16 protein-coding genes and 6 pseudogenes are annotated in these 25593 nt (G+C 70.0%); 9 read left to right on the forward strand and 13 right to left on the reverse strand.

Going from position 1 to position 25593, the window contains the following annotated elements; translation table 11 throughout:
* Nucleotides 1-378 precede the first annotated feature (378 nt).
* On the forward strand, nt 379-861 hold the full coding sequence (locus tag SAVERM_RS04250) for an SDR family NAD(P)-dependent oxidoreductase (protein WP_052082398.1): 483 nt from the start codon (nt 379-381) through the stop codon (nt 859-861).
* Nucleotides 862-1334: 473 nt separating this feature from the next.
* Here SAVERM_RS04250 and SAVERM_RS04255 read toward each other — a convergent pair whose 3' ends face one another.
* Nucleotides 1335-3305 (reverse strand): CASTOR/POLLUX-related putative ion channel, encoded by a 1971-nt coding sequence (locus tag SAVERM_RS04255; RefSeq protein ID WP_010982194.1) that lies wholly within the window; start codon nt 3303-3305, stop codon nt 1335-1337.
* Nucleotides 3306-4319: 1014 nt separating this feature from the next.
* On the opposite strand from SAVERM_RS04255, the gene SAVERM_RS04260 reads away from it, so the two are divergent.
* Nucleotides 4320-5306, forward strand: a complete 987-nt coding sequence (locus SAVERM_RS04260; RefSeq protein WP_010982195.1) for a L,D-transpeptidase — start codon at nt 4320-4322, stop codon at nt 5304-5306.
* Nucleotides 5307-6122: 816 nt separating this feature from the next.
* On the opposite strand, the gene SAVERM_RS04265 is transcribed toward SAVERM_RS04260, so the two are convergent.
* The gene (locus SAVERM_RS04265; RefSeq protein WP_048894529.1) at nt 6123-6701 is read right to left on the reverse strand and encodes a GNAT family N-acetyltransferase; all 579 of its coding nucleotides are present in this window, start codon (nt 6699-6701) and stop codon (nt 6123-6125) included.
* A 189-nt stretch (nt 6702-6890) separates the two neighbouring features.
* Between SAVERM_RS04265 and SAVERM_RS44420 the strand changes: the two are divergent.
* Nucleotides 6891-7424 (forward strand): annotated as a pseudogene (locus tag SAVERM_RS44420) (methyltransferase domain-containing protein); the annotation flags it as partial.
* 1234 nt (nt 7425-8658) lie between these two features.
* On the forward strand, nt 8659-9486 hold the full coding sequence (locus SAVERM_RS04275) for a class I SAM-dependent methyltransferase (RefSeq protein ID WP_010982200.1): 828 nt from the start codon (nt 8659-8661) through the stop codon (nt 9484-9486).
* A gap of 100 nt (nt 9487-9586) precedes the next feature.
* On the opposite strand, the gene SAVERM_RS04280 is transcribed toward SAVERM_RS04275, so the two are convergent.
* The 4 genes and pseudogenes from SAVERM_RS04280 to SAVERM_RS04305 form a co-directional block, all read right to left on the reverse strand.
* On the reverse strand, nt 9587-9892 hold the full coding sequence (locus tag SAVERM_RS04280; protein WP_010982201.1) for an SDR family oxidoreductase: 306 nt from the start codon (nt 9890-9892) through the stop codon (nt 9587-9589).
* A gap of 84 nt (nt 9893-9976) precedes the next feature.
* Nucleotides 9977-10942, reverse strand: a pseudogene (locus SAVERM_RS04285) (MFS transporter); the annotation flags it as partial.
* 635 nt (nt 10943-11577) lie between these two features.
* Complete coding sequence (locus SAVERM_RS04295) at nt 11578-13641, reverse strand: SpoIIE family protein phosphatase (RefSeq protein WP_159029031.1); 2064 nt, start codon at nt 13639-13641, stop codon at nt 11578-11580.
* A gap of 1097 nt (nt 13642-14738) precedes the next feature.
* A complete protein-coding gene (locus SAVERM_RS04305) occupies nt 14739-15122 on the reverse strand; it encodes a VOC family protein (protein ID WP_010982207.1) in 384 nt (127 codons plus the stop codon).
* A gap of 255 nt (nt 15123-15377) precedes the next feature.
* Between SAVERM_RS04305 and SAVERM_RS04310 the strand changes: the two genes are divergently transcribed.
* Nucleotides 15378-15743, forward strand: coding sequence for a hypothetical protein (locus SAVERM_RS04310; RefSeq protein WP_037650610.1), 366 nt, complete (start codon nt 15378-15380; stop codon nt 15741-15743).
* A 32-nt stretch (nt 15744-15775) separates the two neighbouring features.
* Here SAVERM_RS04310 and SAVERM_RS04315 read toward each other — a convergent pair whose 3' ends face one another.
* Complete coding sequence (locus SAVERM_RS04315) at nt 15776-16621, reverse strand: oxidoreductase (RefSeq protein WP_010982208.1); 846 nt, start codon at nt 16619-16621, stop codon at nt 15776-15778.
* A gap of 106 nt (nt 16622-16727) precedes the next feature.
* On the opposite strand from SAVERM_RS04315, the gene SAVERM_RS04320 reads away from it, so the two are divergent.
* Nucleotides 16728-17642, forward strand: coding sequence for a LysR family transcriptional regulator (locus SAVERM_RS04320; protein ID WP_010982209.1), 915 nt, complete (start codon nt 16728-16730; stop codon nt 17640-17642).
* Between the two features lie 163 nt (nt 17643-17805).
* Here the strand turns inward: SAVERM_RS04320 and SAVERM_RS39700 are convergent.
* The 3 genes and pseudogenes from SAVERM_RS39700 to SAVERM_RS04330 form a co-directional block, all read right to left on the reverse strand.
* Nucleotides 17806-18162 (reverse strand): annotated as a pseudogene (locus SAVERM_RS39700) (GntR family transcriptional regulator); the annotation flags it as partial.
* A gap of 101 nt (nt 18163-18263) precedes the next feature.
* A pseudogene (locus SAVERM_RS44440) lies at nt 18264-18824 on the reverse strand (threonine aldolase); the annotation flags it as partial.
* Between the two features lie 187 nt (nt 18825-19011).
* Complete coding sequence (locus tag SAVERM_RS04330; protein WP_037650615.1) at nt 19012-20622, reverse strand: FAD-dependent oxidoreductase; 1611 nt, start codon at nt 20620-20622, stop codon at nt 19012-19014.
* 56 nt (nt 20623-20678) lie between these two features.
* Between SAVERM_RS04330 and SAVERM_RS04335 the strand changes: the two genes are divergently transcribed.
* A complete protein-coding gene (locus SAVERM_RS04335; RefSeq protein ID WP_037650618.1) occupies nt 20679-21401 on the forward strand; it encodes a TetR/AcrR family transcriptional regulator in 723 nt (240 codons plus the stop codon).
* 47 nt (nt 21402-21448) lie between these two features.
* On the opposite strand, the pseudogene SAVERM_RS44445 reads toward SAVERM_RS04335, so the two are convergent.
* Nucleotides 21449-21801 (reverse strand): annotated as a pseudogene (locus SAVERM_RS44445) (sensor histidine kinase); the annotation flags it as partial.
* An 18-nt stretch (nt 21802-21819) separates the two neighbouring features.
* On the reverse strand, nt 21820-22311 hold the full coding sequence (locus SAVERM_RS04340) for an FBP domain-containing protein (RefSeq protein ID WP_010982215.1): 492 nt from the start codon (nt 22309-22311) through the stop codon (nt 21820-21822).
* A 300-nt stretch (nt 22312-22611) separates the two neighbouring features.
* Here SAVERM_RS04340 and SAVERM_RS04345 point away from each other — a divergent pair.
* Together SAVERM_RS04345 and SAVERM_RS42665 are read left to right on the forward strand one after the other, a co-directional pair.
* Nucleotides 22612-23789: pseudogene (locus SAVERM_RS04345) on the forward strand (GDSL-type esterase/lipase family protein).
* Nucleotides 23790-24032: 243 nt separating this feature from the next.
* Complete coding sequence (locus tag SAVERM_RS42665; protein ID WP_010982217.1) at nt 24033-24206, forward strand: hypothetical protein; 174 nt, start codon at nt 24033-24035, stop codon at nt 24204-24206.
* A gap of 179 nt (nt 24207-24385) precedes the next feature.
* Here the strand turns inward: SAVERM_RS42665 and SAVERM_RS04355 are convergent, their stop codons facing one another.
* Nucleotides 24386-25309, reverse strand: coding sequence for an LLM class F420-dependent oxidoreductase (locus SAVERM_RS04355; protein ID WP_010982218.1), 924 nt, complete (start codon nt 25307-25309; stop codon nt 24386-24388).
* Between the last annotated feature and the right edge of the window lie 284 nt (nt 25310-25593).

A 25593-nucleotide genomic window follows, 5' to 3' on the forward strand; every position in this document is an offset into this window, starting at 1 on the left:
AGTCCGCAGTCCGCCGACTTCGAAGCCGACTTCCCGGCGCTGGTCTCCCGCACCCTGTCCGACCTCACCCCTGGCGAACGGCACGTCCTGCGCTCCGTCAGCCTCCTGGACTCCTTCGACGTGCCACTCGTGACCCGGGCCGCGGGGACGGCCCACGACGCGCCAGCCCTGCGGCTCACCGAGCGGCCCTTCGTCCGCGAAAACCCTGGTACGTGCCGTGGAGCAGCGCGGCCCGCGCCGCCAGGTGCTCACCCGGATCGCTGGGCAGTTTCAGGGAGGCCAGCACGGTCGGACGGACCTGCTCCCACGTCTCGCCGTCCAGCAGCTTCGCCCGCGGGTCGCCCGAACCAACACCGCGGGAGCGCCGTCGTCGGCACCATGGAAGCCGTCACCCCGAAGGAGTGGCTGGCTGTCCTCGCGGTCAGCCTCGACGCCGTCCACCACACCGGCCGAGCCGCGCTCCGGCACCTGCGCGCCGCGCGGGGCTCCAACGTCGGATCGGCGGGAGGGCTTGGCGGCGACTACGGCATGGCCGCCTACAACGCCGCCAAGGGCGCGGTGGTCAACCTCACGCGCGCGATGGCCCTTGACCACGCCCCCGAAGTCCGCGTCAACGCCGGCCACCCCGGATTCACGCTCCACTCCGGGATCACCGCGGGCGCCACCCCTGACACGCCCGTCGTGCGGTCCTTCGCGGAACGCATCCCCTTGGGCCGCGTCGCCGAACCCGACGAGATCGCGAGCGTCGTCGCCTTCCTCGCGGGCCCCGATGCGCTATATGACCGACGCTCAAATCCCGGTCGACGGGAGCCTCACCGCTGCTACCGGGCAGCCCCGCATCGGGATGTGAACGCGTCCTGACACACCCCGAACCGGTGGGCCGCCCCGTCATCACCCGTGTCACGTACGCCGAAGAGCCCGTCAGGACACACGGCGGTTGCTCCGTGAGCCGGGCCCTGAAGCGCGCTGTGCGCGACGAGCGGGCCCACCGCCGACGGACCGCGCGCGGTACTCAACTCACCTGCAACCTTGGAGAGTTACTCCTCCTATCTCAGTTCCCTGCGAAGATCAGGGGATGGCCAGGAACGACGCCTCTACCGCCGTCCCGACACCGCGTGGTCGGGGCGCGTGCGCCGCCTCGGGTCCGAGCCCGGACAGCACGTCCGGCGCGACCTGATCACCCTCAAGGCGGCCGGAGTGCTCGACGGCTTCCTGGACCTCGACCCCGCCGAGGCGGTCCGCTCCACCGTCCTGCGCCGGGACGAGTCCGCCGACGCCGGCAGTACTCGGCCTCGAGCTCCGGCTTGCGCGCGAGGTTCGTGGCTGTCGCCCTGCTACGCCCTGGTGTCTGCCGGTCCCGGTTGGTGTTCCTCGGTGTCCTGCCCGGCGGCAGGGGCGGGTTCCGTTGGTTCGGTTGCTACGACGACCACCTGGTCGTCGGCACTCCATTCGCGGCGCTCGCTCTTGTCGGGGTTGAGCCGGATCCCGTGGTCCGGGGGAATCGCCCGGCGGTCGTGACGGCGGTAGCCGATGGCACATTCACCGCGGTCGCGCGCAGCGGCCACGACAGTGGCGAAGGTGGTTTCGCAGCCCGTCCGGACGTAGTGCCCTGCCTGTCGCAGGCAGATCGTGCTGCCATCGGCGGAGAACAACTCGTCGAACACGGGCGCCAGATGCCGATTCTGCGCGATTTGCGCCAGGAGTAGTCCGGTCAGCTCTCCGCTGACGATGACGTCGGAGCCGGGATTGACGGGTGCCAGGGGCCGATTGCGGTCGTCGGTGAGTTCGGTGATCACGCGCATTTCGCGTCCGGTACGTTCTTCCAGCAGCCGCAGGGCCAGCAGGGTGACCAATGTCCGGTCGTCGGGGCGGTCAGGACCGTCACCCGGCTCGGGGCCGAGGACGATCAGCCCGTCGTAGGGGGCGAGGTCGAGCCCGAGCAGGGTCTCGGGGCGTGACAGGTCGGCGGACTGGAACCGCACGGCCAGCCGGGCGGCCCCCGATTCCGGTTCCCGCGTCGGCCCGGGCACGGCCCTGTCCGTGACTACGTCCAGGACGGAACCCGGCCGGGCCGTGCGCCGCAACTGGTTGACGACGAGGGGCGCCCGCCGGTTCCAGCCGAGCAGCAGCAGGTGCGCGGCATCCTCCGGCGGTGGCTGGGCCATGGCGATCGCCGACGGCTCGACAAGGTGCCGGCAGTCCTCCGGCCGTGCCGAACCGTCGTCGCGTGTGAGGACTACCAGGCGACTTCCTGGTGCTACGAGTGTGGCGGCGGGCGGATTCAGCAGCGTACGTCCCTCGGCGGTGAGCAATCCGACCACACAGGACGTGGCATGGCCCAGAAGGGCCGCTCCGAAGGGACCCCCGTGGAAGGCGGTCGCTTCGGCGAGGTGGAACTCGTCGCCGGCGAAGTCGAGCAGATCGCGCAGGACGAGGGACAGCCCGGGGCGGCCGACGCACTGCGCGATCAGCCTGGCCGTGACGGTGTCGGTTTCCAGGACAGTGCCGCGCGGGCCTGCGGCCAGCCGGGCCGGTGCCCGGTAACGGTCGTCCAGTACCGCGGCCAGCACCGGCGGTCCGCCGGTCCCCTCGCCGAGCACCGCCCGCAGTGCCAGCAGAACGCGCAACACCTCGGCGTCGGCCGTCGGTTCGCCGGACGGCAGCACCAGCACGGTGCTCGCCGTCTGCGGGCTGACCAAGGCGAGCACGCCGGGGTCGCTGGCGGGACCGCTGCGGCAGACGAGCCGGGTCCGGCCGGCCGGACCGACGTGAGCGGCCAGCGCCCGCTCCATCTCGGTCTTGTCCCTCTCGGCGAGCACGACGACAGCCCGTGGCCGGTACGACGACTGGGCGGCGACCAGCTCACCCACGACCGTGGACACCTGGTCCGACCAGCCGAGCACGACGGCATGGCCCTGTTCCAGCACCGTCGACCGTCCGCGGCTCAACTCCGCCAGCCGCTCGGCCAGGCCTGTGGTGATCACCCCGACAAGGGTCGACACGCACAGCAGGGCGACGAGCCCGAGCAGGGCCGACAGCAGCATGCGCAGCGGTGTGCCGGTCACCGTGCCCAGTCGCAGTGTCTCCGCGCTGCTCCGCCACACGGCCGCCAGCCGGCCCGACAGTGACCGCGGCGAGCCGGGGTCCGTCCACACCAGCAGCGCACTCACCGGGACGACGACGGCCAGGCAGATGATCACCAGCCAGCCCATCAGGGTGCCGGTACTGCGGGCCAGCGTGCGGTCGAACCAGTAGCGTGCCCGGTCCTGTAACGAAACCGGCCGCCGGTCCTTCGAACGTTCCACTCCCGTCCCGCCTTTGTCTTGTACCGCGCTGCCTGCGGCAACCGTCCTGGAGGGGTGTCTGTCGTGCCGGTCGGCACGACGCCCGGCAGTGCCGGCCGGCACTGCCCGCCACCGCACAGTGCTGCGTTCGGTACCGGGACACGCGGTATTCGGGAGCCGATTCATTCTTTCGGGCAGGCACCCCGCCGGACGAGCCGACCAGGGCCGACCCGGCGGCCGACCTATTGGAGGCCGAGGCGGTTGCCTCCGTGTCCGGCGAGGAAGAGCGAGAGCGGGCGGTCGACGGGACACGGCCGGTGCGGCCGGTGCCGCGCCGGGAAGGTCCGCGCCGGATGCTGCCGCCGAACTGACAGGGGCGGCAGTGGTGGTGCGACAGGGCGCGCACCCCTGGAGCAGCAAGTGCACTGCCTGCTGCAGCGCCTTGGCGGCTTCACCGGCACGGCCTGCTCCAGGGAGGCAGTGCCCGTAGCTCCTGCGTGGCCCGTACAGGCACGCCGGCAGCATTCTGCGCCTGCTCCGGCTGGGCGCGTCGAGCGCGGTCGGCCTTGCGTCGGCCGGCGGTCGGCCTGCCGAGCAACCACAGCACGGCCGCGCCGAGCACGAACACGGCCCGCCCCTACGGCCCCTGCGCCGGGAGGGACGAACACCCGGACAGGCGTCCCGACCAGCCCGGCAACCATCACGCAGCGGACTGCCGCGGTGACCATCTCGGCACGGTCATCGCCCCGTCGGTTGAGGGATGGCCTCCGCCACCGGGTCACCCCCGCCACTCTGCGCACCGTCCGGTGCCACCGACCGCCAGCCCACAGCGGCGCGACCCCATCCCGTGCACCCTTTGACGCGCTCCGAAGAGAGGAGGCGACGATGTCGCGCCCCTCACCGTCCCCGATCCGGCGGCGCGCGCCGAGACTTGAGACACGTTTTACGCAACGCACGCAACTGCGGCCCACGCCATCGCTGTCTGACAGAGAGTCGGGCCCGCCAGGGCCGAAGAGCGAGAGAGCGGGGCAGGTCGTGGGACGGCGCAAGGGCGGCATAGGGATCGCACTCGTCACGAGTGTGATGCTGGTAGGCGCGAGTGCCTGCGGCGGGGGCAGCGGTGACAAGGCGAACGGGGACGACGCAAAGGCGTCGGGAAAGCCGGGGGCGAGCGCCTCTCCGTCACCGAAGAAGCCCGCGGGCCCGCCGATGCTGCTGGAGACGATCACCCCGCAGACGGGAACCACGGTCGGCGTGGCCATGCCGATCTCGGTGGTCTTCACGAACCCGGTGGCGGCAAAGGCACGGGCCGCGGTGGAGAAGCACATGAAGGTGAGCGCCTCACAGCCGGTGTCCGGCGCCTGGCACTGGTTCGGCGACAAGCGCGCCGACTGGCGACCGAAGACGTACTGGCCCTCCGGCACGAAGGTGAAGATCGACGCTGACATGAAGGGCGTCAACAACGGCAACGGACGCTACGGCGTGCACAGTTACACGCACACCTTCAAGATCGGTGACGACGTGCGCGCGGATGTCTCGGTGACCGGCCACACCATGAAGGTGACCCGGAACGGCAAGGTGGTGCGGACCCTGTCGATCAATGCGGGCAGCGCTCAGTATCCGACGTGGAACGGCACGATGGCCGTCATCGACAAGCAGGAGAAGGTCCACATGACCTCCTGCAGCGTGGGCATCAGCTGTGAGAAGGGCAGCCCCAACTACTACGACCTGACGCTGCCCTGGGACGTCCACCTGACCCAGTCCGGCACGTACGTGCACTACTCGACCGGGGACCCCACTCCGGGCAGCGGCAGCGCCCGCGGCTCGCACGGCTGCGTCCACCTGTCCATGTCGGACGCCAAGTGGTTCTACGGCCAGGTCAAGCAGGGCGACCCCGTCACCATCACCGGCTCGCCCCGCGCCAAGGCCCCGGCCGACAACGGCTACGCCGACTTCAACCTGGGATGGGACCAGTGGCTCGCGGGCAGCGCGTCCGGGGAGAAGACGACCGCGACGCTGTGACGCGCCGCGGTGGCGGCGCCGGTCAGCACGCGATGGTGTCGACCGCGAGGCCTCTGCCGTTCTAGCCCTTCGGCCTGATCAGAAACGGCTGGCCCTCCGACACACCCCGCTCGTCCAACCGCTGTTCGAGTTGGGTTCGGCTACGACCCCGCCGAGGCCCAGCCAGTGCTGACCTGCGCACGCGCCAGTACCAGGCCCTGTCACACTTCACACCGCAGGAACGCTACGAACTCGCCGCACAACTTCATCGGCTCGCCGGCATCATCGGCGACACCATCCCCCAGCCGGCCATGGGGAAGGCCATGCAGCACTGACAGGGGATGCCGAGGCGAGCAGGCTGACAGCCAACCTGGCCGATCATCAGCTTCAACTCCTCGCCGCCTTCAATGACGCACTCGGCTCCCCGCGCCTTGCCCCCGCCCTCGCCCGCCCGTCGGCACCTCGCCGCCCCTGTACCCGGCGCCACTCACTGGAGCGGCCGCCAACCCCAATCTGCAATGTCGCGAGGGCGAGACCGACGATCCCGAAAGGCCCCGGCAACTACCGCTCGTTGAACTGGCGGCGCTCCGGACCCATAGCTGGATCTCGCGTTGGCTGCAGATCCAGCAAGTCGCCCAAGACGCGGTTCGCGGCCCAGGCTGTGACTGACAGCCGCTCTCCTCAGTGGGCCACTACAGCACTCTGCCGCTCCAGCTACGGCTCTCCGCGGCGTCCGATCGGTCGGCGCAGCGTCCCGTTTACCGGGGGGGGCCAGTCAGTAGAGGTCGTCTCGTTTGGCGCCGAAGGGCAGAACCTGAGCTCGGTGGGTTCAGATGTTCAAGGGCGGCGAGAGCCGTCAACGGGCGGCGTAGGGCGGTTCAGTCGCCAGACCACGTCGATCCCACTGCCAGAGGGAGCTGCGGGCGGCGTTACCTGTTCACGCCGGACTTCGGTGAAGCCCAACCGGCGCGGAATGGCGGCGCTGGAGGTGTTGGCCAAGTCGTGCGCGACTTCCAGGTACTCCACGTCCGGCAGGGTGAACATCTCGGTGACCATGGCTGCGGTCGCTCTCGTGGCGATGCCCTGGCCGGTGGCGGCAGGGTGCAGCCAGTACCCGATGCGCCGGCCCTGAGGTTCGGCCCCGCGGTAGGTCTGGCACATGCCGATGAGAGTCCCGTCTTTGGCGATGGCGTAGTTGTACACGTCACCGTTTGCCCACTTCGACTCGGACTTCGCGAGGAAGTCCCGGGTGCTCTCCTCGCTGTGACGGGCGACCCACGGCTCCCAGGGGCGCAGGTGGTCCAGAGACTCCTCGATCAACTTGAATGCCGGAGCGAAGTCTCTCTGCCCCCGCCAGCTTCGCAGAACGAAGTCTCCACACTCGATGATCTGCCTCGGTCGCGCCATGACGGCCATGATTGCTCGCGGTACGGCTCTCTGCAACGGGATGCAAAAGAACTGGTGTCGGGGGGGGCGGCAGTGGTTGCCGTGCCGCTGGCCGAGGCCCGGGGTCTGTCAGGGCTGTGGGGTGCGCTCGCGTGCGCCAACGCGTTGCTGGTGGCCGGGCAGCACCCGTCCTTCCGACGCCACGGCTCTCTGCTGGCGGTGGCGGTGGCGGACGGGTTGTACGGGTACTGGCCCGAGGCGGTTCGACCGGATCTCGGCCGCCTGTTTCTTCCGCGCGGTACCCCCGGCCCTGCTCACGCAGGCCCGGCCCGGCGGGAAGATCCTGCTCACTCTGTCGGGCTGGCTCTACGGATACGCACGGGTGCTGCTCACGGTGGCCGATGACGGAACCGCCGAGGGCCAACTGCGCGGTGACACAGTGTCGTTCATGTCGGCGCGCAGACACGCGGCGCCGACGTATGGCAACCCGGCTCACTGGGCCACGGGTCTGCCGGAGAAGGCCCGTACGACGCGGCACAGTCCCGAGCGGATCACCATCGCCACCGATGAAGCGCTCCACCTGCGGTTCCTCGCCCAAAGCGCCGTGTCCGACGCGCAGATGACCACCGTCGGGGACGTGGTGCACCTGGTGGACGTCGTCACTGGCTCCCGCGACCCTCACCCCTGGCGAGGACAGTTGGGCTGTACGCGAGGGGGCCGGTGAAGCTGTGGCAGCGGATCGAGCGTGTCCTGGGCATCCCACTGAAGTCGACGATCAGGTCGTATCGTTCGGCTGAACTGATCAGGAAATCGAGCATTTTCAACGGAGCGCGGAAGCCGCCGTCTGTACCGATCAGCCAGAACGGCAGTTGGGGCTGAAGAAGTACGTCTCTGGGAACGTCGAACCTCAGCCGCCAGAAAGGCTCGTTCGAGGCGTTGAGAATGCGCAGCCGGTAGCGTCGCGGCTCCACTGCCAGGAATGGGTACGCCTTCCCGTTGAAGACCGGGGTGTCCTCGCCTTCCCTCGCGGTCATGGTGTAGGCGAGCGAGCCGTCCTGGTTGAAGGTCCGGTCCCGCAGGATGAGGGGGACCTCGAATGCGCCTCGCGGCAGCCCGAGCCGCTCGTCCACGGGGTCACGAACGAGGTAGAGACCGGGAAGGCCCGCATAGACGTTGAGAGCGCTCATCCCCATGGCGTGATCGTGATACCAGAGCATGCACGAACGGTCGTGGTTGGTGTAGCCGTAGATCGCTTCGTTGGGTTTGGCCCGGCTCGGTTCCAGGGTGGCGTAGTCCTCGGCATGGAAGCCGTGCGGGCTGAACGCCTGCATCGGCAGGCCGTCGGACTGTGGTGCTGTGTAACCGCCGTGCTGGTGTACGACGTTCCACAGTGATCCCTGGTCACGCTGAAGGTCGGCCCGAGATAGCCCATGCCGATCGGCTTGTGAGGATGGTGCGGGTTCGTGGCCCAGTAGCCCCACACGGGTGACGGCCCCAGGTCCCGGTGGAAGCGCCACGAGCCCTGCCGCATCGTGAGCTCGTAGTAGTCGGCACCCGGATAGACGTAAGGATCCGAGATGGCTGTCAGCGGCCTGGGCAGCGGGTCGACGTACTTCTCCAGCGGAGGGGTGCTTGGCGTCCCCGGGGGGGCCGTACACCCTGCCGGCGGGTGAGCCGGCGCCGCATACGCCCGCGCTCCCGGAACACCCTTTGGAAGCATGGCCGCACCCACCGCTCGCCGACTCGGCTGCTTCGTGTGCCGCGCCCCTGGGTCCGATTGGCTCAGGCACGGCGCGCCTCGGCCGTGCGGGCGGCCGCCGGTGGAGGATCGGTGGGGCGGCGGCCTGGCGACGGGCCGTCCGGCATCGCCCACCGCGTGAAGAGGTCCGGCCATGAAACAGTTCGACGACCCGCTGTTCCGGTCTCTCGCCGACCGGGCACTGGAACTCATCAAGGACGACACCCTCGGCGTCACGCCCCCCGCGACGTGACCGCCGCTCCGTGCGGGGACGCGCCGGGCGGCGGCCGCTACGGCGAGGCCGTCTTCCGTCCCGAAGAGGCGGGCGAGGGCGAGCGCATCGACTTCGGCGCCCTCGCCTACGACGGCATCACCATGGCGCGGCTGCGGGCGCTCGGGGTCGGCCCGGGGTGGCGCTGCCTCGACGTGGGTGCCGGCACGGGCACGGTCTCCCGTCGGCTGCTGGCCGAGGCCGGGGTGGCGAGCGTGCTCGCTGTGGACCGCGACGTACGTTTTCTCAGCGCGCGGCCCGTGCCCGGGCTCGACGTGCTGGAGTCCGACATCACTGCCCCCGACTTCGCCCCCGGCCGGTTCCGGCTCGTCCACGCGCGCTTCGTGCTGATGCACCTGCCCGGGCATGACCGCCTGATCACAGCATTGGCCGAACTCGTCGCGCCCGGCGGTGTGCTGGTGCTCAGCGACGCGATCGACCTGACGAGCGACCGAACACCCGGCACGCCGTACAGCGCGGTGATGCGGGCGATGTGGCAGGGGCTGCGGGCCACTATCGGCACCGATGTCTCCTGGGTGCCGTCGTATCCGCATCTGCTGCGTGGGGCGGGGCTCGTGTCCGTCGCTGCCGAGGTCCATGTGCCGCCGCTGCTGCCGGGCAGTCCCATCAGCCACTTCTGGGCGGACACGTGGGAGCGAAGCAGAGTGGCGATGCTCGCCACCGGCCTGGTCGACGACGCGGCCGTCGACGCGGCGCTCCGGTACCTGGGCTCCGACGAATGCGCCGCGCTGTCGGCCGGCATGCTCTCCGCCTGGGGATGGAAACCCGAGGAGGGCCCGCGATGACCCGGCCCGACCCCCAGCTGTGACGCTCAAGATGCCAACTCAGGTACTCACGGGAGGAAGACGGGGCCTGAGCAGTTGGCTCAGCACGGCCCCCTTCGGATCAGGGCTGTGGCTCGGCCTTGCGGGCGTGCTGCGTGGCCTTCCACGTCTCAGGCAGGAAGCGGTGCTTGAGGGCGGTGCGCTTGGTGGCGGCGTCACCGCCGACGACTTCGGCTCGGCCGTCCATCAGGGCAAGAAACCCCTGGCGGGCGACGTCCTTGCGGCTGTTCTTCTTCATGCCGGAGCCGAAGGCGGTGTTGTTCATGCCGGCGCGGGCGTGGAAGGCGCTGTCGGTGGCGCCGGGCATGAGGGTGGTGACATCGGCCCCGTGCTCCTTGAGCTCTTCGCGCGGGCCGAGGGCGAACATGCGGGTGAAAGGCGCGGGAAGGTCCGTAGACGGTTTCGTACGGGGTGGGCATGGTCGCGGGCAGCGACGAGGTGATCAGGATGCGGCCATCAGGCGTTCCTGGAGGACCAGGCTCGCGGCGAAGCCGACGGAGGCGACCGTGGCGGCCACGGCCGACATCGCCACTCCCGGCCGTAGGACGAAGAACAGATAGGGAGCCGCCAGCAGCAGGCGCAGCGGGGTCGCGAGACGAGAGCGCACCGCGGGTGGTACCAGGCGACCCACCGCCATGTCGCCCACGAACATGCCCAGCGCCCCGCACGCGTACAGCGTGCCGGCGGCTTGGGGGGCGTAGGAGACGTAGAGCGAATCGCTGCCGACCACCAGGCCGTTGGGGACCCACAGGCCCAGGTACGTCAGGCGGCGGGGGCGTGAGGACCACAGGAGGGCGTTGGCGCGCCAGGTCGCCGAGAGGGACGGGCGGCCCAAGAAGCGCGGTGGGCGGGCCGTGAGACCCAGGCGGGTGACGAGGGCCGACATCACGTACAGCGCCGCCGCGAGGAGCAGACAGGTCCGTGGGGACAGGAGCGCCAGCAGTGCGCCGCCCGTCGCGAAACCGGCCATCTGCACCAGGCCCCAGAGCATGTTGAACACGGAACGGCCCAGGACATAGCCGTCTTTCGGCAGGATCTCGTTCAGCAGTCCCCCGCGCACTCCCCCGCCCAGCGACGCGACCAGGCCCTGCAGGAGTACGACGGCGAAGACCGCCCGGACCGGCAGACCGGGCAGCGCCAGCACCGCCGTACCGGCCGCGAAGGCGAGGGCGAGGCCGGAAAGGATCGCGCGCGGGGGCAGGCGGTCGGCGCCCGAGAGCAGGAACGTGGCCCCCAGCAACTGCGCCAGCTACGGGCCGAACATGCTCACCGCCGACAGGAGCGGGGAGCCGGTGGCCCGGAAGACCAGCGTGGCGAGGGCCAGTCCGCCGACCGTCTGGGCCGCGGCGAAAGCGGCGAAGGAGAGCAGGAACGGGGCGAACTCCGGGGCGCGGAACAGGGTTCGGTAGCTGCGCATGCGTCGGAGTCTCGGAGCGGCCCAGGGACCTTGTTTGCTCATTCGCCGACACGCGAAAGGTCATAAGGTGCTCATGGAGGCATCGGGAGCCGAACCCGGGGACCGGGACCCGGAACCGGGGATCCACCAGGTCCTGTATCGATCGCGTTCGCCCCGCTTAGCCACCGACAGTGTGAATCCCGATTAACCGCGCAGTCCACGGCAGCAGGCTCCGGCCGTCTCCGGGCCTGCCCATGCGGACGGGTGCTACCGGAGGAGCGGGATCACCGCCTTCACGGCCGGGGTGAGCGGCGCCTCCTGGCCGAAGAGGGCGGAGCCGACGCCGATCGCGACGTGCGCGAGAGCTGTCGTCGCGGCGCACAGGACGCGGCCTGGGTCGCGGTGAGCGCACCGCCGGTCGCGATGACGAGGAAGGCAATGGTGATCGCGGCGGCGGTGACGAGCACCGCGATCAGCGCGGGGACGGGCAGTGGAACATGAAGTCCTTCCCGGCCGGACGTTCGCCCGGCTCACCCCTTCCGCCGCGAACCAGGCCGCCTTACCGGATCGAAACCCGACGCACGATGCACATCACACATGCGTCCCGGCCGCCGCACGGCGCCCTTCCCCGCCCTACAGGGCTGTGCCTGAGCACGCTAATTGGCCAAATGAGCATCACGGTTGGCCACAGTCACAGGCTGGATGCGGGTGAGCCGGGTGACGAACAGAGTCGCGTCGTCCGCCGAGTTGGTGGGGCGTGCGGCCATGAGAGCGTCGCACACCTCGTCCAAGGAAGCCTCGGTGTTGTGTACGGCCCGACGCAGCATGGCGATCCCCTGTTCGAGGTCCAGGAACGTGCTGCGGTCTTCGATCATGCCGTCGGTGTAGAGGACGAGCAGGCTCCCGGCCGGGACGACGTGGTGGGCGTCCTCGTACACGTGGTCAAGCCCCATACCCACGGGCGGCCCGGGGTCGGCCGCCAATATGTCCGCCGACCCGTCCGGGCGGACCAGCAGCGGCGGCGGGTGGCCGGCCAGTGCGAGCCGCAGGTCTCCGGTGACGCCGTCGTAGACGGCGCAGGCGCACGTGGCGGGGAGGTCGTTGTCGGCTCCATCGTCCAGACCGTCGAGGCGGGTGAGGAGCTGGCCGGGTTCCAGGCCCACGGCCAGCAGTGCGCGTGCCGATGAGCGGTAGCGCCCCATGGCTGCTGCCGCGCCCAGCCCGTGTCCCATCACGTCACCGATGGTCAACCCGATCCTCCCGCCGGGGAGTTGCACGGTGTCGTACCAGTCGCCGCCGGCCAGGGTGCCGTTCTGGGCAGGCAGATAACGGTGTGCAGATTCAGCCCAGGGGATGTCAGGCAGGCGTGCGGGCAGCAGCTGGCGCTGGAGGGTCAACGTGGCCAGCCGTTCCCGCCGATAGAGCAGGGCATTGTCGATGGCCATCGCGGTGCGAGCGGCGATGTCGCGCATGGTGAGCACATCATCAGGATCGAAGCCGCCCGGTCTTGTGAAGGCGATCGCTCCCAGGACCTGTCCGGCGGCCAGGAGCGGTACGGCGATTCCGTGGTGCGGCTGTTCCTGGGCCTCGTCCACGCGAAAGGGCACAACGGCGACCGAGCTGATGCACTCACCGACGGGGGCAGATGCCGCGCAGGGCGGCGGCAGATCCCGTTCCGGCTCGCGATGGCCGCTGCCTGCGGAGGTGCTCAGAGGGTGGACCCGCAGGCCGTCGGACGCGTCTGGGCCGGCAGAGCCCGCTCTCTCGGTGGCAGTGCGCGTCGGCAAGTCCGGGTCGCGATGCACTGCCCCTGCGAGGAGATCGACGTTGACCGTCCGGGCGAATGCAGGGACGCAGACTGCCGACAGCTTCGCAGCGACGCTGGCCACGTCCAGGCCCTGACTGAGGGCGGCGCTGATCCGGCTGAGCAGTTCCAGGCGGCGCTGGCTTCGCGCGGTGTCCAGCAGTTCCGCTCTCGCGTCACCCAGGTCGTGCACCACGCCGGCCTGACCCACGATGTGGCCGTCGGCGTCCCGAAGCGGGAAGAGGGTTCCTACGGCCGCGTACGGAGTGCCGTCGGCTCTGATCGCGGCGACGTGCAGACTGTCGATCGTTTCACCGCCGTCAGCGACACGCCGCAGCATGTCCTCGTACGCCTGCGGATCGGGGAGATCCAGGACATCCAGAATGCAGCGACCCAGGTGTGCAGCGACGGGCAGGCCGTTGAGACGGGCGAGGGCGTCGTTGACGAAGCGGTATCGCAGGTCTTTGTCGAGGACGGCCAGACCGATCGGCGACGATTGCAGAAGAAGGTCGACTGCCGCGGGATCACCCTGATGGATCCGCTGGCCGCCAAGGCTCGCTACGGCGACCAGACCCGTACCGGCAACGAGCCGGACCGGCACGGCCCGCCAGCGGACGCTACGGCAAGTACCGTCGAAACAGCGCAGCCAGTCCGTGCGGACACCATCGCCAGCCCGCACCAACTGAGCGACGAGTTCACTGCCGTGGCTGGTGGCTCGGTCCGCGAGTACGGACACATCGCGACCGATGATCTCCGACGGCGGATGGCCGGTCAGCGTCTGTGCCTCGGAACTCCACAGACCGATACGGCCCGCAGGATCGACGAGCGCGATGGCCAGGCCATCGTCGGCTGCCGCCGCGGGCAGGCCGCCCGGCTGCACCTCATACGGCCGTGGTGGCTCATGCGGGACAGACACCGAGACCACCTACCGTGTGTCATCGTTGCGGCACAACATGATCTCCTTGCGGGCGAACGGCATCTTCCGAACCCTGCTCTCGCCCAGCACAAGCTATGGGGCCGTCTCCAATTCTTCCGGGAGTGGCTGGGTGTGTCACTCGGAGGAGTGATTCGGCCAGGGCGGGGGTCACCGACAACCACGACCAGCCCTGTCCAAGCAGCGACCGGGGCCCTCCACGAGCGCGGGTTCAAACTCTCGCCGAGCACCGGAACTCCTGAGCACCGGAGTGGCCGGCTACTGCGCCCGCTACGGCGCTTCCCTCCCCGGCGCCCTCGTACAGCGCGCCGCTGAGCGCGGGATGACGACACTCGCGCCGACCGGCCGGGACACCGTCGCAGGTACGGTCCGCTTCCTCTTCCTCACGGCCGCCGCGGCAGCCGGCAGCCGGCCCGTCCTCGGAGTCGACGTCGCCCGTCGCCCCTCTCGGCCCGCCGGGCCCGTCTGCCGGACGGCCGCGTACGCCCGTACACGGCGGCGTGCACGTGACGGAGCCGCCCCTGCGGACCACTTTGCTCGCACAGAACTTGCTCGCACAGAACGCGGCCGGGTGGACCTGGCTGTGCCTCTGGTGTCCGCCGCGCACGCCGAGGCCGACGGCGCCCTGCCGGTGTCCTGACCTGTCCTGCGCGCGTACGCCGACCAGAACCTGGTGATGCTGCTCGGTCCCACCGCCGAACCGGTCCGGGCCCTGTCCGCCGGCCGCCCCGACGTCGCCGAGCGGCTGCTCGCGCCGGGGCGGGGGCTGGCCGGGGAGCGGCTGCGCCTGGAAGCCGTGTATCCGGGTCGGCAGGGCACCGGCGCGGGCTCGCTACGGCTGGTCGCGCGCACCGTGGGCCTGGCAGACCAGCCCGGGGTGCGCGCGGTGCTGACGAACTGGGCCATTGGAGTACGACGCGGCCCGCATGATGTTCAAGCGCGCCGACGAGCTCCTGGGCGCCAACCGGACCCTCCACGACCTGCGTCACACTGCGCCGCGAGCTCGGGCGCTGACACCGACGAGCGAAGCCCCGGCCTCACTCGAACGGCCGAGCGGCTTGGCGCCAGGACGCACGTGGTCAGAGGGGCTGGAGCCGGGTGCGCAGGAGGCAGAATTCGTTGCCTTCTGGGTCGGCCAGGACGTGCCAGCTCTCGGCGCCGGTCTGGCCGACGTCGGCGGGCCTGGCGCCGAGAGCGAGCAGCCGCTCCAGCTCGGCGTCCTGGTCGCGGTCGGTGGCGTTGACGTCGATGTGCAGTGGGAGCTTCCCGGGCCGCGGGTCGCTGCTGGCGCTGAGGACGAGGGTGGGCTGCGGGCCGCCGAAGCCGGCGTCGGGCGGCCCGATCTGGATGCTTCCGTCGTCCTCCCGGCCGAGTTCGACGTAGCCGAGGACCTTGCTCCAGAATGCGGCGAGCCGCTCGGGGTCGGCGACGTCGATGACCAGCTCACTGATGCGGCATGCCATGCCCGTCAGTGTACGTAGACAAACCGCGATCAGCCCCTGCATTTACGCCAGCACCGAGTTCCGCGGGGTACTCCCGCAGAAACGGTGCAGTAACCGGTCCCGCACAGCGGTCAGTTCACCCGCCCTCAACCTGACATCAGCAAGGTCCCCGCCCATAACCACACCAACGACCGAACTGCCCAACCGTCATGGCAAATACGGTTGCAGTACTGGGCGCCGGACCATGATCAAGCCGGCGAGGAGCCATCCCCCCAGGTGTCGGCGTCTCGCGTCGCCCACCATCTGATGGAGCACCACGTCCGGCTGCTCATCGAACTCGGCGCCTCGGACGCCGCGCACTTGCGCGGCATGGTCCCCGGACAGAAGGTTCTGGGCACCGAGGTGCGGGCCTCCACCCAGACCTCGCCGATCGAGGACACGGTGCCCGGCGGTGAGGAGGACAGGCTGGACGATGTCGATGGCGCGCGCATCGTGTCCCGCCGTGGATTGCTGCCGCGATCCACGGCGTACGGAGCCTGTTGCCCGAACGTGCGATGCGCTGGTCCCGCCATTGCGTCAGAAGCGTGTGAGCGGGCGGGGGTACGGTCTTCGACCTCAATCGTTGCGCTGTTCGCCGCATGATGCGTCGAGACCGGATCCCCCCTGCCCGGCTGTCACTCCGTGTCGAAGTCCGTCCCCCGGGAGACCTTCTCCCACTCGGTGAGCTCGGCCCGCACGGAGTCCAGGTGGCCGGTCAGGAAGTCGACCGCGTCGCCGCCGAGGGCAAGGCGGAGCGGGGTCTTCTCGGCGTCCAGAGCCAGCCGGATCGCCGCCGCGGCCTTCGCCGGGTCGCCGGGCTGACTGCCGTCGCTGCCCTGCACCAGCTGCCGGGTCGGGCCGACTTTCTCCGCGTACGCCGGGTTCTCCTCGGAGAAGTACGCCGCACCCTTGCCGAACAGGTTGGTACGGAACGCGCCGGGCTCCACGATCAGCACCTTGATGCCGAAGGGCGCCACCTCATCGGCCAAGCCCTCCGACAGTTGCTCCAGCGCCGCCTTGGTCGCGCTGTACGCGGAGAACCCGGCGAAGGACAGCTGGCCGCCGAAGCTGCTGATGTTCACGACCGATCCGCTGCCCCGCTCCCTCATCTGCGGCAGCAGCGCCCGGGTCAGCCGCGCGGGGCCAAACACATGCAGCTCGAACAGGTCGCGCAGCTCCCGCTCGGTGGTCTCCTCAAACGCCCCTACCTGGGTGCGGCCGGCGTTGTTCACCAGCACGTCCACCCTGCCGTAACGGGCCAGGACGTCGGCGGCCACCACATCGATCCGCTCGCCGTCGGTGACGTCCAGGCTGATCGCCTCCGCACGGTCCGGGTACGCGGCGACCAGGTCGTCCAGCGCCTCGGTCCGCCGAGCCGTGCCGATCACCGTGTCACCGGCGGCGACCGCGGCCTCCGCGATGGCCCGCCCGAAACCGCTGCTCGCGCCGGTGACCAGCCAGACCTTGGCGCTCTCGCTCATCGTCATCTCCCTCGTCAACTGCCGTTCGGGGCCTCCCCGTCGACAGGTCCCATCCTTCGGCAGGCACCAGGGCGGCGTCCAAGACCCTTTGTGATAGCCATGAGTTATGAACATCCATGGGCGCGATCTGCGCTACTTCACCTCGGTCGCCGAGGAACTGAGCTTCACCCGCGCCGCCGAGCGCCTGTTCATCTCACAACCCGCGCTGAGCAAGCAGATACGGATGCTGGAGAAGCAACTCGGCGCGGTCCTGTTCGAACGGGACCGGCGGACAGTGCGGTTGACCGCGGTGGGGAAAGCCCTGTTACCGCACGCCCGCGAGGTACTGGCCGCCTGGCAGGCCGCGGAGGCGGCGGTAGAGGAGGTGAAGACCGCCGAGCGATGCACTCTGGTGATCGGCATGTCCACCAGTCCGGGCCGCGGGCTGCTGCCCGCCCTGCGGACCCGCCTGGTCTCCCGGCATCCGGACGCGCAGCCCGTCCTGCGCCAGGTCAACTGGGCGGATCCCAGTGCCGGGTTGGCGGACGGATCCAGCGACGTCGCCTTCGTCTGGCTGCCGCTGCCGGACGATGACCGATACCAGTATGCGGTGGTGGCCCGCGAACCTCGGCTGGTCGCGCTGCCGGACGGACACCCCTTGGCGGCGCGGGCCGCGTCCGACCCCGAAGGGAAGGTGGACTTCACCGACCTGCTGGAGGAGCCCTTCCTCGCCCTCCCTCCGGAGGCCGGCCCGCTGCGGGACTACTGGCTGGCCCTGGACGCCCGGGACGGTCGTCAGCCGCGGATCGGCGGGGTGGTGGCCAGCGCCGAGGAGACCCACGAGGCGGTCGCCAGCGGCCAGGGGGTGGCGCTGCTGGCCACCGGTAACGCCTCGCTGGTTGTCCGGGACGAGGTGATCGCCGTGCCGGTCCGGGGCATTTCCCCATCCCAACTGGCGGTGGCCGCCGGCCGGGACGACACACGGCCACTGGTCCTCGCCTACCTGGCCGCTGCGCGGGAGGTTGGGGCCACAACCTGTTGATTCGGCGCCTGATGCGTCGTGGATCTCGCCGGCCCTGCTCTCATCGGCAGCCACCACGGCATGCCCAGGCGCCACCTGGATCTGGGGCAGGCCCACACCGCCAACCCGCCGATTACGGCGGCGATATATGTACACCGTTCGAGGAACCCAGCGCCAGCAATGGGATTGCCTCAGGAGCGGGCACCCGTGCCTGACTGTGCGAATCCCAGGCACCGGCCCTGCCGCGCTCCTTCATGGCAGCGCGGGAAGGGGAGCCACCCCGGCGTTCGCGGTGCCGCGAACGGACCATCCGCAGACGCTCGCGCGGCATACAGACGTAGGTGCCCGAGCCGGCACGTCCTTCGAGGAGGCCCTCGATGATCAAGCCGTCCATGGCCCTCTGCATGACGTTGCGCCCGACCCCGTACTTCTCGGCGAGCTTTGCCCGAGACGGCAGGCGCTCCCCTATCCCCCACTCTCCCGCGAGAATCCGTGCACGCAGCACGTCGGCCAATGCAAGGTACGGCGCCTCTCGGGGCATAGGTGACTCTCCGGTTGCTCTGCTACGCGGCAGCTGTTGATTCCAGGCGGCGTTGGCAAACTACTGCACCAGGTGAAAGCTACTGGAGTAGAAATGCGCTCAGTCCACTCCAGCCCTTCGGCTGCCACCGCTACCTCCGTGACCGACAGTCCCGGCGGTCGCTTCGGCGCCGGGAACCACCGGTGGAACAGAGTCACCCGTGTCTCCTCGGCAAGCCGTACCGCAACATCCGCCAGCACATCCGCGTCGTACGACAGCCACACCTGGAACCGGTGGGTGTGCGGGACCTCCGGGTTCACCCGGAACCAGGGCACCCCTGCCGCCCCGAGCGCCTTCCCGACCACCTCCGCGTGCGCCACGTACTCCGGCAGCCGGGGCAGCTCCCGCTCCAGACCGAGGAGCGCGCGCTCAACACCACCGGGTACTGCTGGACTCAAGAGGACGCCCCAAGTGCGGGGGCGCTCCCACAGCCGCGTCCCGTCGAAGTGGACGCCCGCATCCCGCTCCCGCGCGGCCTCGACCACGGCGGTCAGCTCCTTCCACGTCGGCAGGACGAACCCGGGCTCGCGGGGCGGCAGTTCGAGCATCAGCGTGCCGAAGGGCTCCTCGAAGTGGCGGACCTCGTCGGCGTCGAGTAGCCGCGGTTCTGACGTCGGGTGCACCGGTGGCGCGGGAGAAGCGCAGGATGGTGTTGAGACTCATACCGAGCCGCCGGCTGCCGAGTGGCGGACCTCTTGGGCTTCGCAGCGCAAGCACAACGTCACCTGGTGCTGACCGACCGCTTCGCCGTCACTTGAACGACCGACGTCATCCGGCAGTACATCGGCTGAGGTCGACACGGGCAGGAGTTCAGCCCACCGGCTCATGCTCGGGTGAGGACGACGGCGCGCCGGTCCATCGGTGCAGGGTGGCTTCGAGGCCGGTGACGGCAGCGTTGCCGGTGGTGTCGGAGGCCCAGGCGACCACCCCGTCCGGGCGTACCAACACCCCGGTCGGCGTCGCGTGGTCGTCGGTCACGCTGCTCACCCGCCCGTCCCAGGCCGCGGCGAGGCGGGCGAACGCGCCTTCCGGAGTGCGGTCGAGCAGCAGGAACCCGCCGTCGTGACCGTGGTCGGCCAGACGGGAGCCGTCCCTCAGCCACAGGTCGGGGACGAACCGCCCGACCAGCGGATGGTCGCCGAGCAGGTCGATGCGCTGGTCGACTCCGGAGATCTTCTTGACCGCGTAGGTCGTGCCCGCCCGAGTGCTCAGCAAATCGCCGACGACCTCCCGGAGCGCGGCCGACTTGGCGTCCCCGCGCAGCACCCCGATCTGGGCCCGCGTCCAGTCCAGCACCCAGGCGCCAAGGGGACGACGTTCGGCGTCGTAGGTGTCGAGCAGCCCTTCGGGTGCCCACCCGGCGACCACGGCGCCGAGCTTCCAGCCGAGGTTCATCGCGTCGCCGACCCCGAGATTGAGCCCCTGACCGCCGAACGGCGGGTGCACGTGCGCGGCGTCGCCGGCCAGCAGCACCCGCCCCGACCGGTAGGTCGCGGCCTGGCGGGCGTTGTCGGTCCAGCGGGTCGCGGCACCGCGCAGCGCGGTCAGCGTGACGTCGGTGCCCGAGACCCGGCGCAAACTGGTCTGCAACTCCTCGAGGGTGACCGGCGCCACGGGGGTCCCCCCGCGCGAGCGAAGCCGAGCGTGGGGGAGGTCTGCGGGAGGGCCGTCGAACTCCACGGTGACCACCCGCCCGGGCTGCGGCCCGTAGCGGTACGCCCCCCGGGTCGACCACGCCCATCCGTTGGCGAGCTTCTCCGGGTCGGCGATGTCGACGACCGCCAGATGTCCGGTGAGTTCGGGGTCGGTGCCGGGGAAGTCGATGCCCGCGAGGCGGCGCACGGCGCTGTGCCCGCCGTCGCACCCGACCAGCCACCCGGTGCGCACGGCGCCGGCGGCAGTGCCGACGAGCACGCCGTCGCCGGTGTCTTCGAGCGTGGTGACCTCCACTCCGCGACGCACCGGTACGCCGAGTCGCGCGACATGGTCGGCGAGCAGCTCTTCCAGCTCACGCTGCGGCACCAACCTCGCTCCGTCGGCCGCGGTGTGCGCGGCGAGGTCGGGATCGGACCAGTCCACGAGGTCGGCGTCGAGGACCATCCCCGCGAAGTGCCCGGTGAACCGCGAGTCGGGCGCTCGCCGGCCCTCACCGGGTGTCCGGTCGTCGACCATGCGGGTGAACGATCCCACCCGCTCGAGCATCTCTCGCTGCACCTTTTCGGCGGCAGGCAGCAGGCCGCGGCGGTCGAGTGCCTCGGCCGTCGGCATGTTGATCGACTGCGCCTTCATCGCCTCGTCCGGCTCGGCCCGTCGCTCGAGTACCTGCACCGTCGCCCCGGTGAGCGCCAACTCCGCGGCGAGCACGAGGCCCACCGGCCCGGCGCCGACCACGGTCACGTCCACATCCTGGTTCACATTCATGTTCACGAACAGTGTTCTATTTACGAACGGTGTTCGTGTCAAGTTATAGTGGTCGGGTGAACCCGAGAGAGCGACGCGCGGCGCGCCACCAGCTGCCGAACCCCGAGGCCGAAGCAGCCCCCAGGCCGCGGCGGCGCAAGGCCCCGATCACCGTGGAACAGGTCATCGACACCGCGCTGGGCGTCATCGCCACAGAGGGATACGAGGCACTGACCATGCGCCGACTGGCAGGCGCGCTCGACACCGGACCCGCCTCGCTCTACGCCCACGTGGTCAACAAGGCCGACCTCGACGAGTTGCTCATCGGGCGACTGTGCGCCGAACTCGTACTACCCGAACCCGACCCCGCAGCCTGGCGGGAGCAGATCCGCGGCGTGTGCACCCAGGTACGCGACCAGTACCTGAAATACCCCGGAATCTCCCGCGCCGCGCTCGCCATGGCCCCCACCGACCTCGAGACCCTGCGCGTCAGCGAAGGAATGCTGGCGATCCTGCTCGCCGGCGGCGTCGCCCCGCAGGCCGCCGCCTGGGCCATCGACGCCCTCTTGCTGTACGTGGCCGCCTACTGCCTGGAGATCTCCATCGCGAAGCAGCGCAGGGTCCACGACGAGGCGGACTGGGTCGTCGACACCGACGAGCTCCAGCGCCGACTGGCCGCGCTGCCTGCCGAGACCTTCCCTCACACCACCCGCTACGCGGCCGAGCTCACCGCCGGCGAGAGCCACGACCGGTTCGACTTCACCCTCGCCCTGATGATCGACGGCCTCGCACGCCGCTAGCCCGACATCGCCTTCCCACCTCGGTGGGCAGATGAGCAGGACATCGGTCGGGCCCCACGGTCAGACGGCCCCCGATGCGCCCGGTCCCTGAGGCTCGGCATCAGCATCCGTTTGGAACGGACGAACACGCCCCAGCCGATGATCGACACGTTGAACAGCTCGGTGAACGCGACGACTCCGGAGTAAGGCAGGTCGGGTAGGAGCGCAGCCAGTAGAGCAGCGGGACCAGCGCGAGGTCGACGCCTCCGATCCAGGCCACGTAGCGAAAAGGCCGGTGCACAGCGAGCGTGAACACGGCGGCCATCGCCGCCCCGCCCGAGGTGTTGGACAGCAGACCGACCGGGACCATCGCGACGGCGAGGCCGACCGGTCGCCGGCGCCACAGCCAGACCGCCGCACAGTTGTGTGGCTGATTGCTTCACGCGGTGACCTTGGCAATGAGCGCGGCGAGGTTCGCGACGGTCCGCTGGATCTTCTCATCCAAGGTGAGCGACTCGGGAAGCCGCGCACCGACGCCCGCATCCTTCTTGCCCCGCACATACAGCGAGCAGGCGAGGTCGCTGCATATGTAGGCGCCCACGGAGTTGCCCTGCTGCCCGGCCTTGCCCGCCTTCGCGGCGACCATCAGCGAGACGCCGCCGGTGTGGGTGGTCATGCACATCGAGCACATGCTGCGCCGCGTCTGCCAAGAAGTGGCACTGGGGCAGCGCAACGCGAGCGCCACCGGGCGTCCGTCCCGCTCGGTGGCGAGGTAGGCCCGGTCGGGGGCCTGGGGGTCCCGCCAGCCGAGGAAGTCCAAGTCGTCCCAGGGCCGTTCGGCCAGGTCGCGGGGGACGGACAGGCGCTTCGCCTCACCCTTGGTGCAGTTCACGAACGCGGTACGGATCTCTGGCTCGGTCAGTGGCTTCATAAGCAGCAGGCTAATTTGCCTAAATCTATTAGGCAAATGCATGATGGTTATCGCTAGATCGGAGGGAGGTTATGGTTCGAGCAGGGCTGCCCCTGGAGCGCCCGACCCGGCCGGGGACCGAACTGGCCGACGAGGTCTTGGATTCCCTCGACGCTCTGCTGCGGTCGGTAACCGGACCACGCCCTGACCCGCCGGGAGCCGCGCCGCCGGAGACGGTCCGCCACGCCCGCACGCCCGCGCAGGTACTCACGCACTCACGCACCTGAACAATCCGGAAATCTTGATCAACAGGCTGGGACAATGAACACTCAACACGACTGGATCACCACACCTGTCACCGCGGACATCCTGCGCGGATTCCTCGACGTGGAACCGACCGCGCAGGGCCTGCTGCCGCATCGGCTGCCCGCTAGGGCTCGCCGGCAGTCCCTGACAACCAACTGGCCGTGGCCGAGGCCCAGCCCTCCGGCGTGCGGTTGGCCTTCCGCACCCGGGCCACCACCATCGAACTGGACACGCTGCCGACCAAGCGGGTCTACCGAGGTTTCCCGGCCCCGGCGGACGGCGTGTACGACCTGCTGGTGGACGGCCGACTCGCTGCCCAGGCCACGGTGGCCGACGGTAACGTCCGCACGATTGTCGACATGGTCACCCAGTCCACCGAACTGCGTGAAGGGCCCGCCGGTACCGCCCGGTTCACCGATCTGCCGGCGGGTGGCAAGGACATCGAGATCTGGCTTCCGCATACGGAGATCACCGAGCTGATCGCCCTGCGCACCGATGACCCGGTCGAGCCGGCGCCGGACAGCGGGCGCAGGGTGTGGCTGCACCACGGCAGTTCCATCAGCCACGGCTCGAACGCCGCCCACCCGACCGCCATCTGGCCGGCCCTGGCCGCAGCCCAGGGCGGAGTGGAGCTGGTCAACCTGGGGTTCGGCGGCAGCGCGCTGCTCGACCCGTTCACCGCCCGGGCGATGCGGGACACCCCCGCGGACCTGATCAGCCTCAAAATCGGCATCAATCTCGTCAACACCGACGCGATGCGCCTGCGCGCCCTCACCCCCGCAGTCCACGGTTTCCTCGACACCATCCGCGAGGGGCATCCGACCACGCCGCTGCTGGTCGTGTCCCCCATCCTGTGCCCGGTCCAGGAGGACACCCCCGGCCCCCTCGCACCCGACTTCGACGGCGGGACCCTGCGGTTCAAGGCCACGGGCGATCCTGCCGAACGCGCCGCCGGGCGCCTGACGCTCAACGTCATCCGCGACGAACTCGCCCGGATCGTCGAACAGCGGACGGCTGACGACCCGAACCTGCACTACCTCGACGGCCGTGACCTTTACGGCGAGAAGGACTACGCCGAATTCCCGCTGCCCGACGAGGTCCATCCTGATCCCTCGGGACACCGCCGCATCGGCGAGAATTTCGCGCGGCTCGCGTTCGGCGACGGCGGCCCCTTCGCCGCCGAGGCCGACTGATCACATCGCGGTCACGCAGACGGCGTTCGCTACCTGGCCGTAGGGACAGCCTCGGCCTGAACCTCTACCAGGTCGCCCGCGAACCGTTGTTACTCCTCGCGTTCTGGACCAGCGCCTGCCCTGCCTGTTACCGCAACGCCTGTTACCGCAACACGCCAGACCTCCGAGCAGGAGAGGACGGAGAGCAAGCTTGGACATCAACCTCAGCGCCGTGATCCTCGGGCCGCCGAGCTGGAGTCCGAGATGCGTTCTGGCACCGGCTGCTGGGCGGCTCGATCGCGAAGACCGGACATCGCCCGCCTCTCGGCGTTCGTACGGCATCACATCACCATGCACGGCCGGTACTCCCTCCAGCTCCCCGACCTGCCCGGCGGCCTGCGGCCCCTGCGCGACCAGGACGCCCCCGACGACGAATGACGTGGCGCCCTGGCCCCGCACCGCCGGGCGGGAGCAACCTGGGACACATGGCCAGGACCACGGCAGGGCCTGAGCAGTCACCGAATCGGCACGCTGCTTGTCAGCACTGCAAAGAGTGGCAGAGATGATGGCACCGGCCATCCGCCATCCGCCATCCGCCATCCGCCATCCGCCGGCACTCAACCCGCCAGCTCTCCAAGGAGTGCCCAGGTACGGCGCCGGTCGGAGTCTCCGGCGATTTCCGTGCCCGAGAACACCACCTCCGTCGCCCCGGCGTCCCGGTAGCGCCGCACCTCGGCGGCAACCCTCCTCTCGTCACCGATCACGGACACATCGGCAGCCCGTTGACCGCCGGAGAGTTCGATGACCCGTGCATAGGACGGGATCTGCTCGTAGAACGCGAGCTGTTCGACGGCCTTTTCGCGTACGGAGTCGGCATCGTCAGTGACCACACCGTGCACCATCGCGACGATCCTGGGCGCGGGGCGGCCTGCGGCCTCTGCCGCTGCGGTGACGGCCGGGACGATGTGTTCGTCCAGGGCACGCGGGCCGGCCAGATAGGGCAGGATCCCGTCCGCCAGCTCACCACTGGCACGCAGCGCCTGCGGGCCCATCGCGGCGACGAGCAGCGGCACGCCGCCCTCGGCGCCCGGCACACGCGCGGAGATCGGCGTAGCCGCGGTGAGCAGCTCGCCGTGGAAGTCGGCGGCGCCGGTCTCGGTCAACTGCCGTAGTGCGGTGAGGAATTCACGCAGGCGCGCGATGGGCCGTTCGAAGGGAATGCCGAAACCCGCCTCAGTCAGAAGCTTGGTGCCGAGCGCCAGTCCGAGATGGTAGCGGCCGTGCGTGGCCGCCTGGGCGGTCTGGGCCTGGCTGGAGACGAGCAGCGGGTGGCGGCCGAACACAGGGATCGCGGACGTACCCACGTGCAGACCGGGCACTTCCCGCCCCACGACCGCCGCGAGCTGAGGTGAGTCGGCGCCGAAGGTCTGCCCGAACCAGGCGGACCGCAGCCCCGCCGCTGCGGCCTCGTGAGCAAGCCGCACTGTGGCGTCGATCTGGTTGTCGGCGTCGGTCGCGTTGAGCGCTACTCCTATAGCCATGTCAGCGCAAACCAGCGGCGGCCAGCCGCGCATTCCGGTTCTTGTGTGACGGCTCCTTGTCAGTTGTGTGTACGCGGCCGGTCAGTTGTACGTACGCGGCCGCCATGCGCGTCCGGCCCACCGACCCGCTGATCTTGGTGACAGGAAGCCTGCCCTCGTGGCAACTGCCGTGCTTCACCACAAGAAGCCACAACGGCACCCGGCCCACCGCCCCTGAGCAGGGTGCTTGATACTCAACAGGCCCGACTCACCGCGCCGCGGCGCCGCCAGGGGCGAAGCCAAGC

The sequence above is a fragment of the Streptomyces avermitilis MA-4680 = NBRC 14893 genome, assembly GCF_000009765.2.
Taxonomy (GTDB): Bacteria; Actinomycetota; Actinomycetes; order Streptomycetales; family Streptomycetaceae; genus Streptomyces; species Streptomyces avermitilis.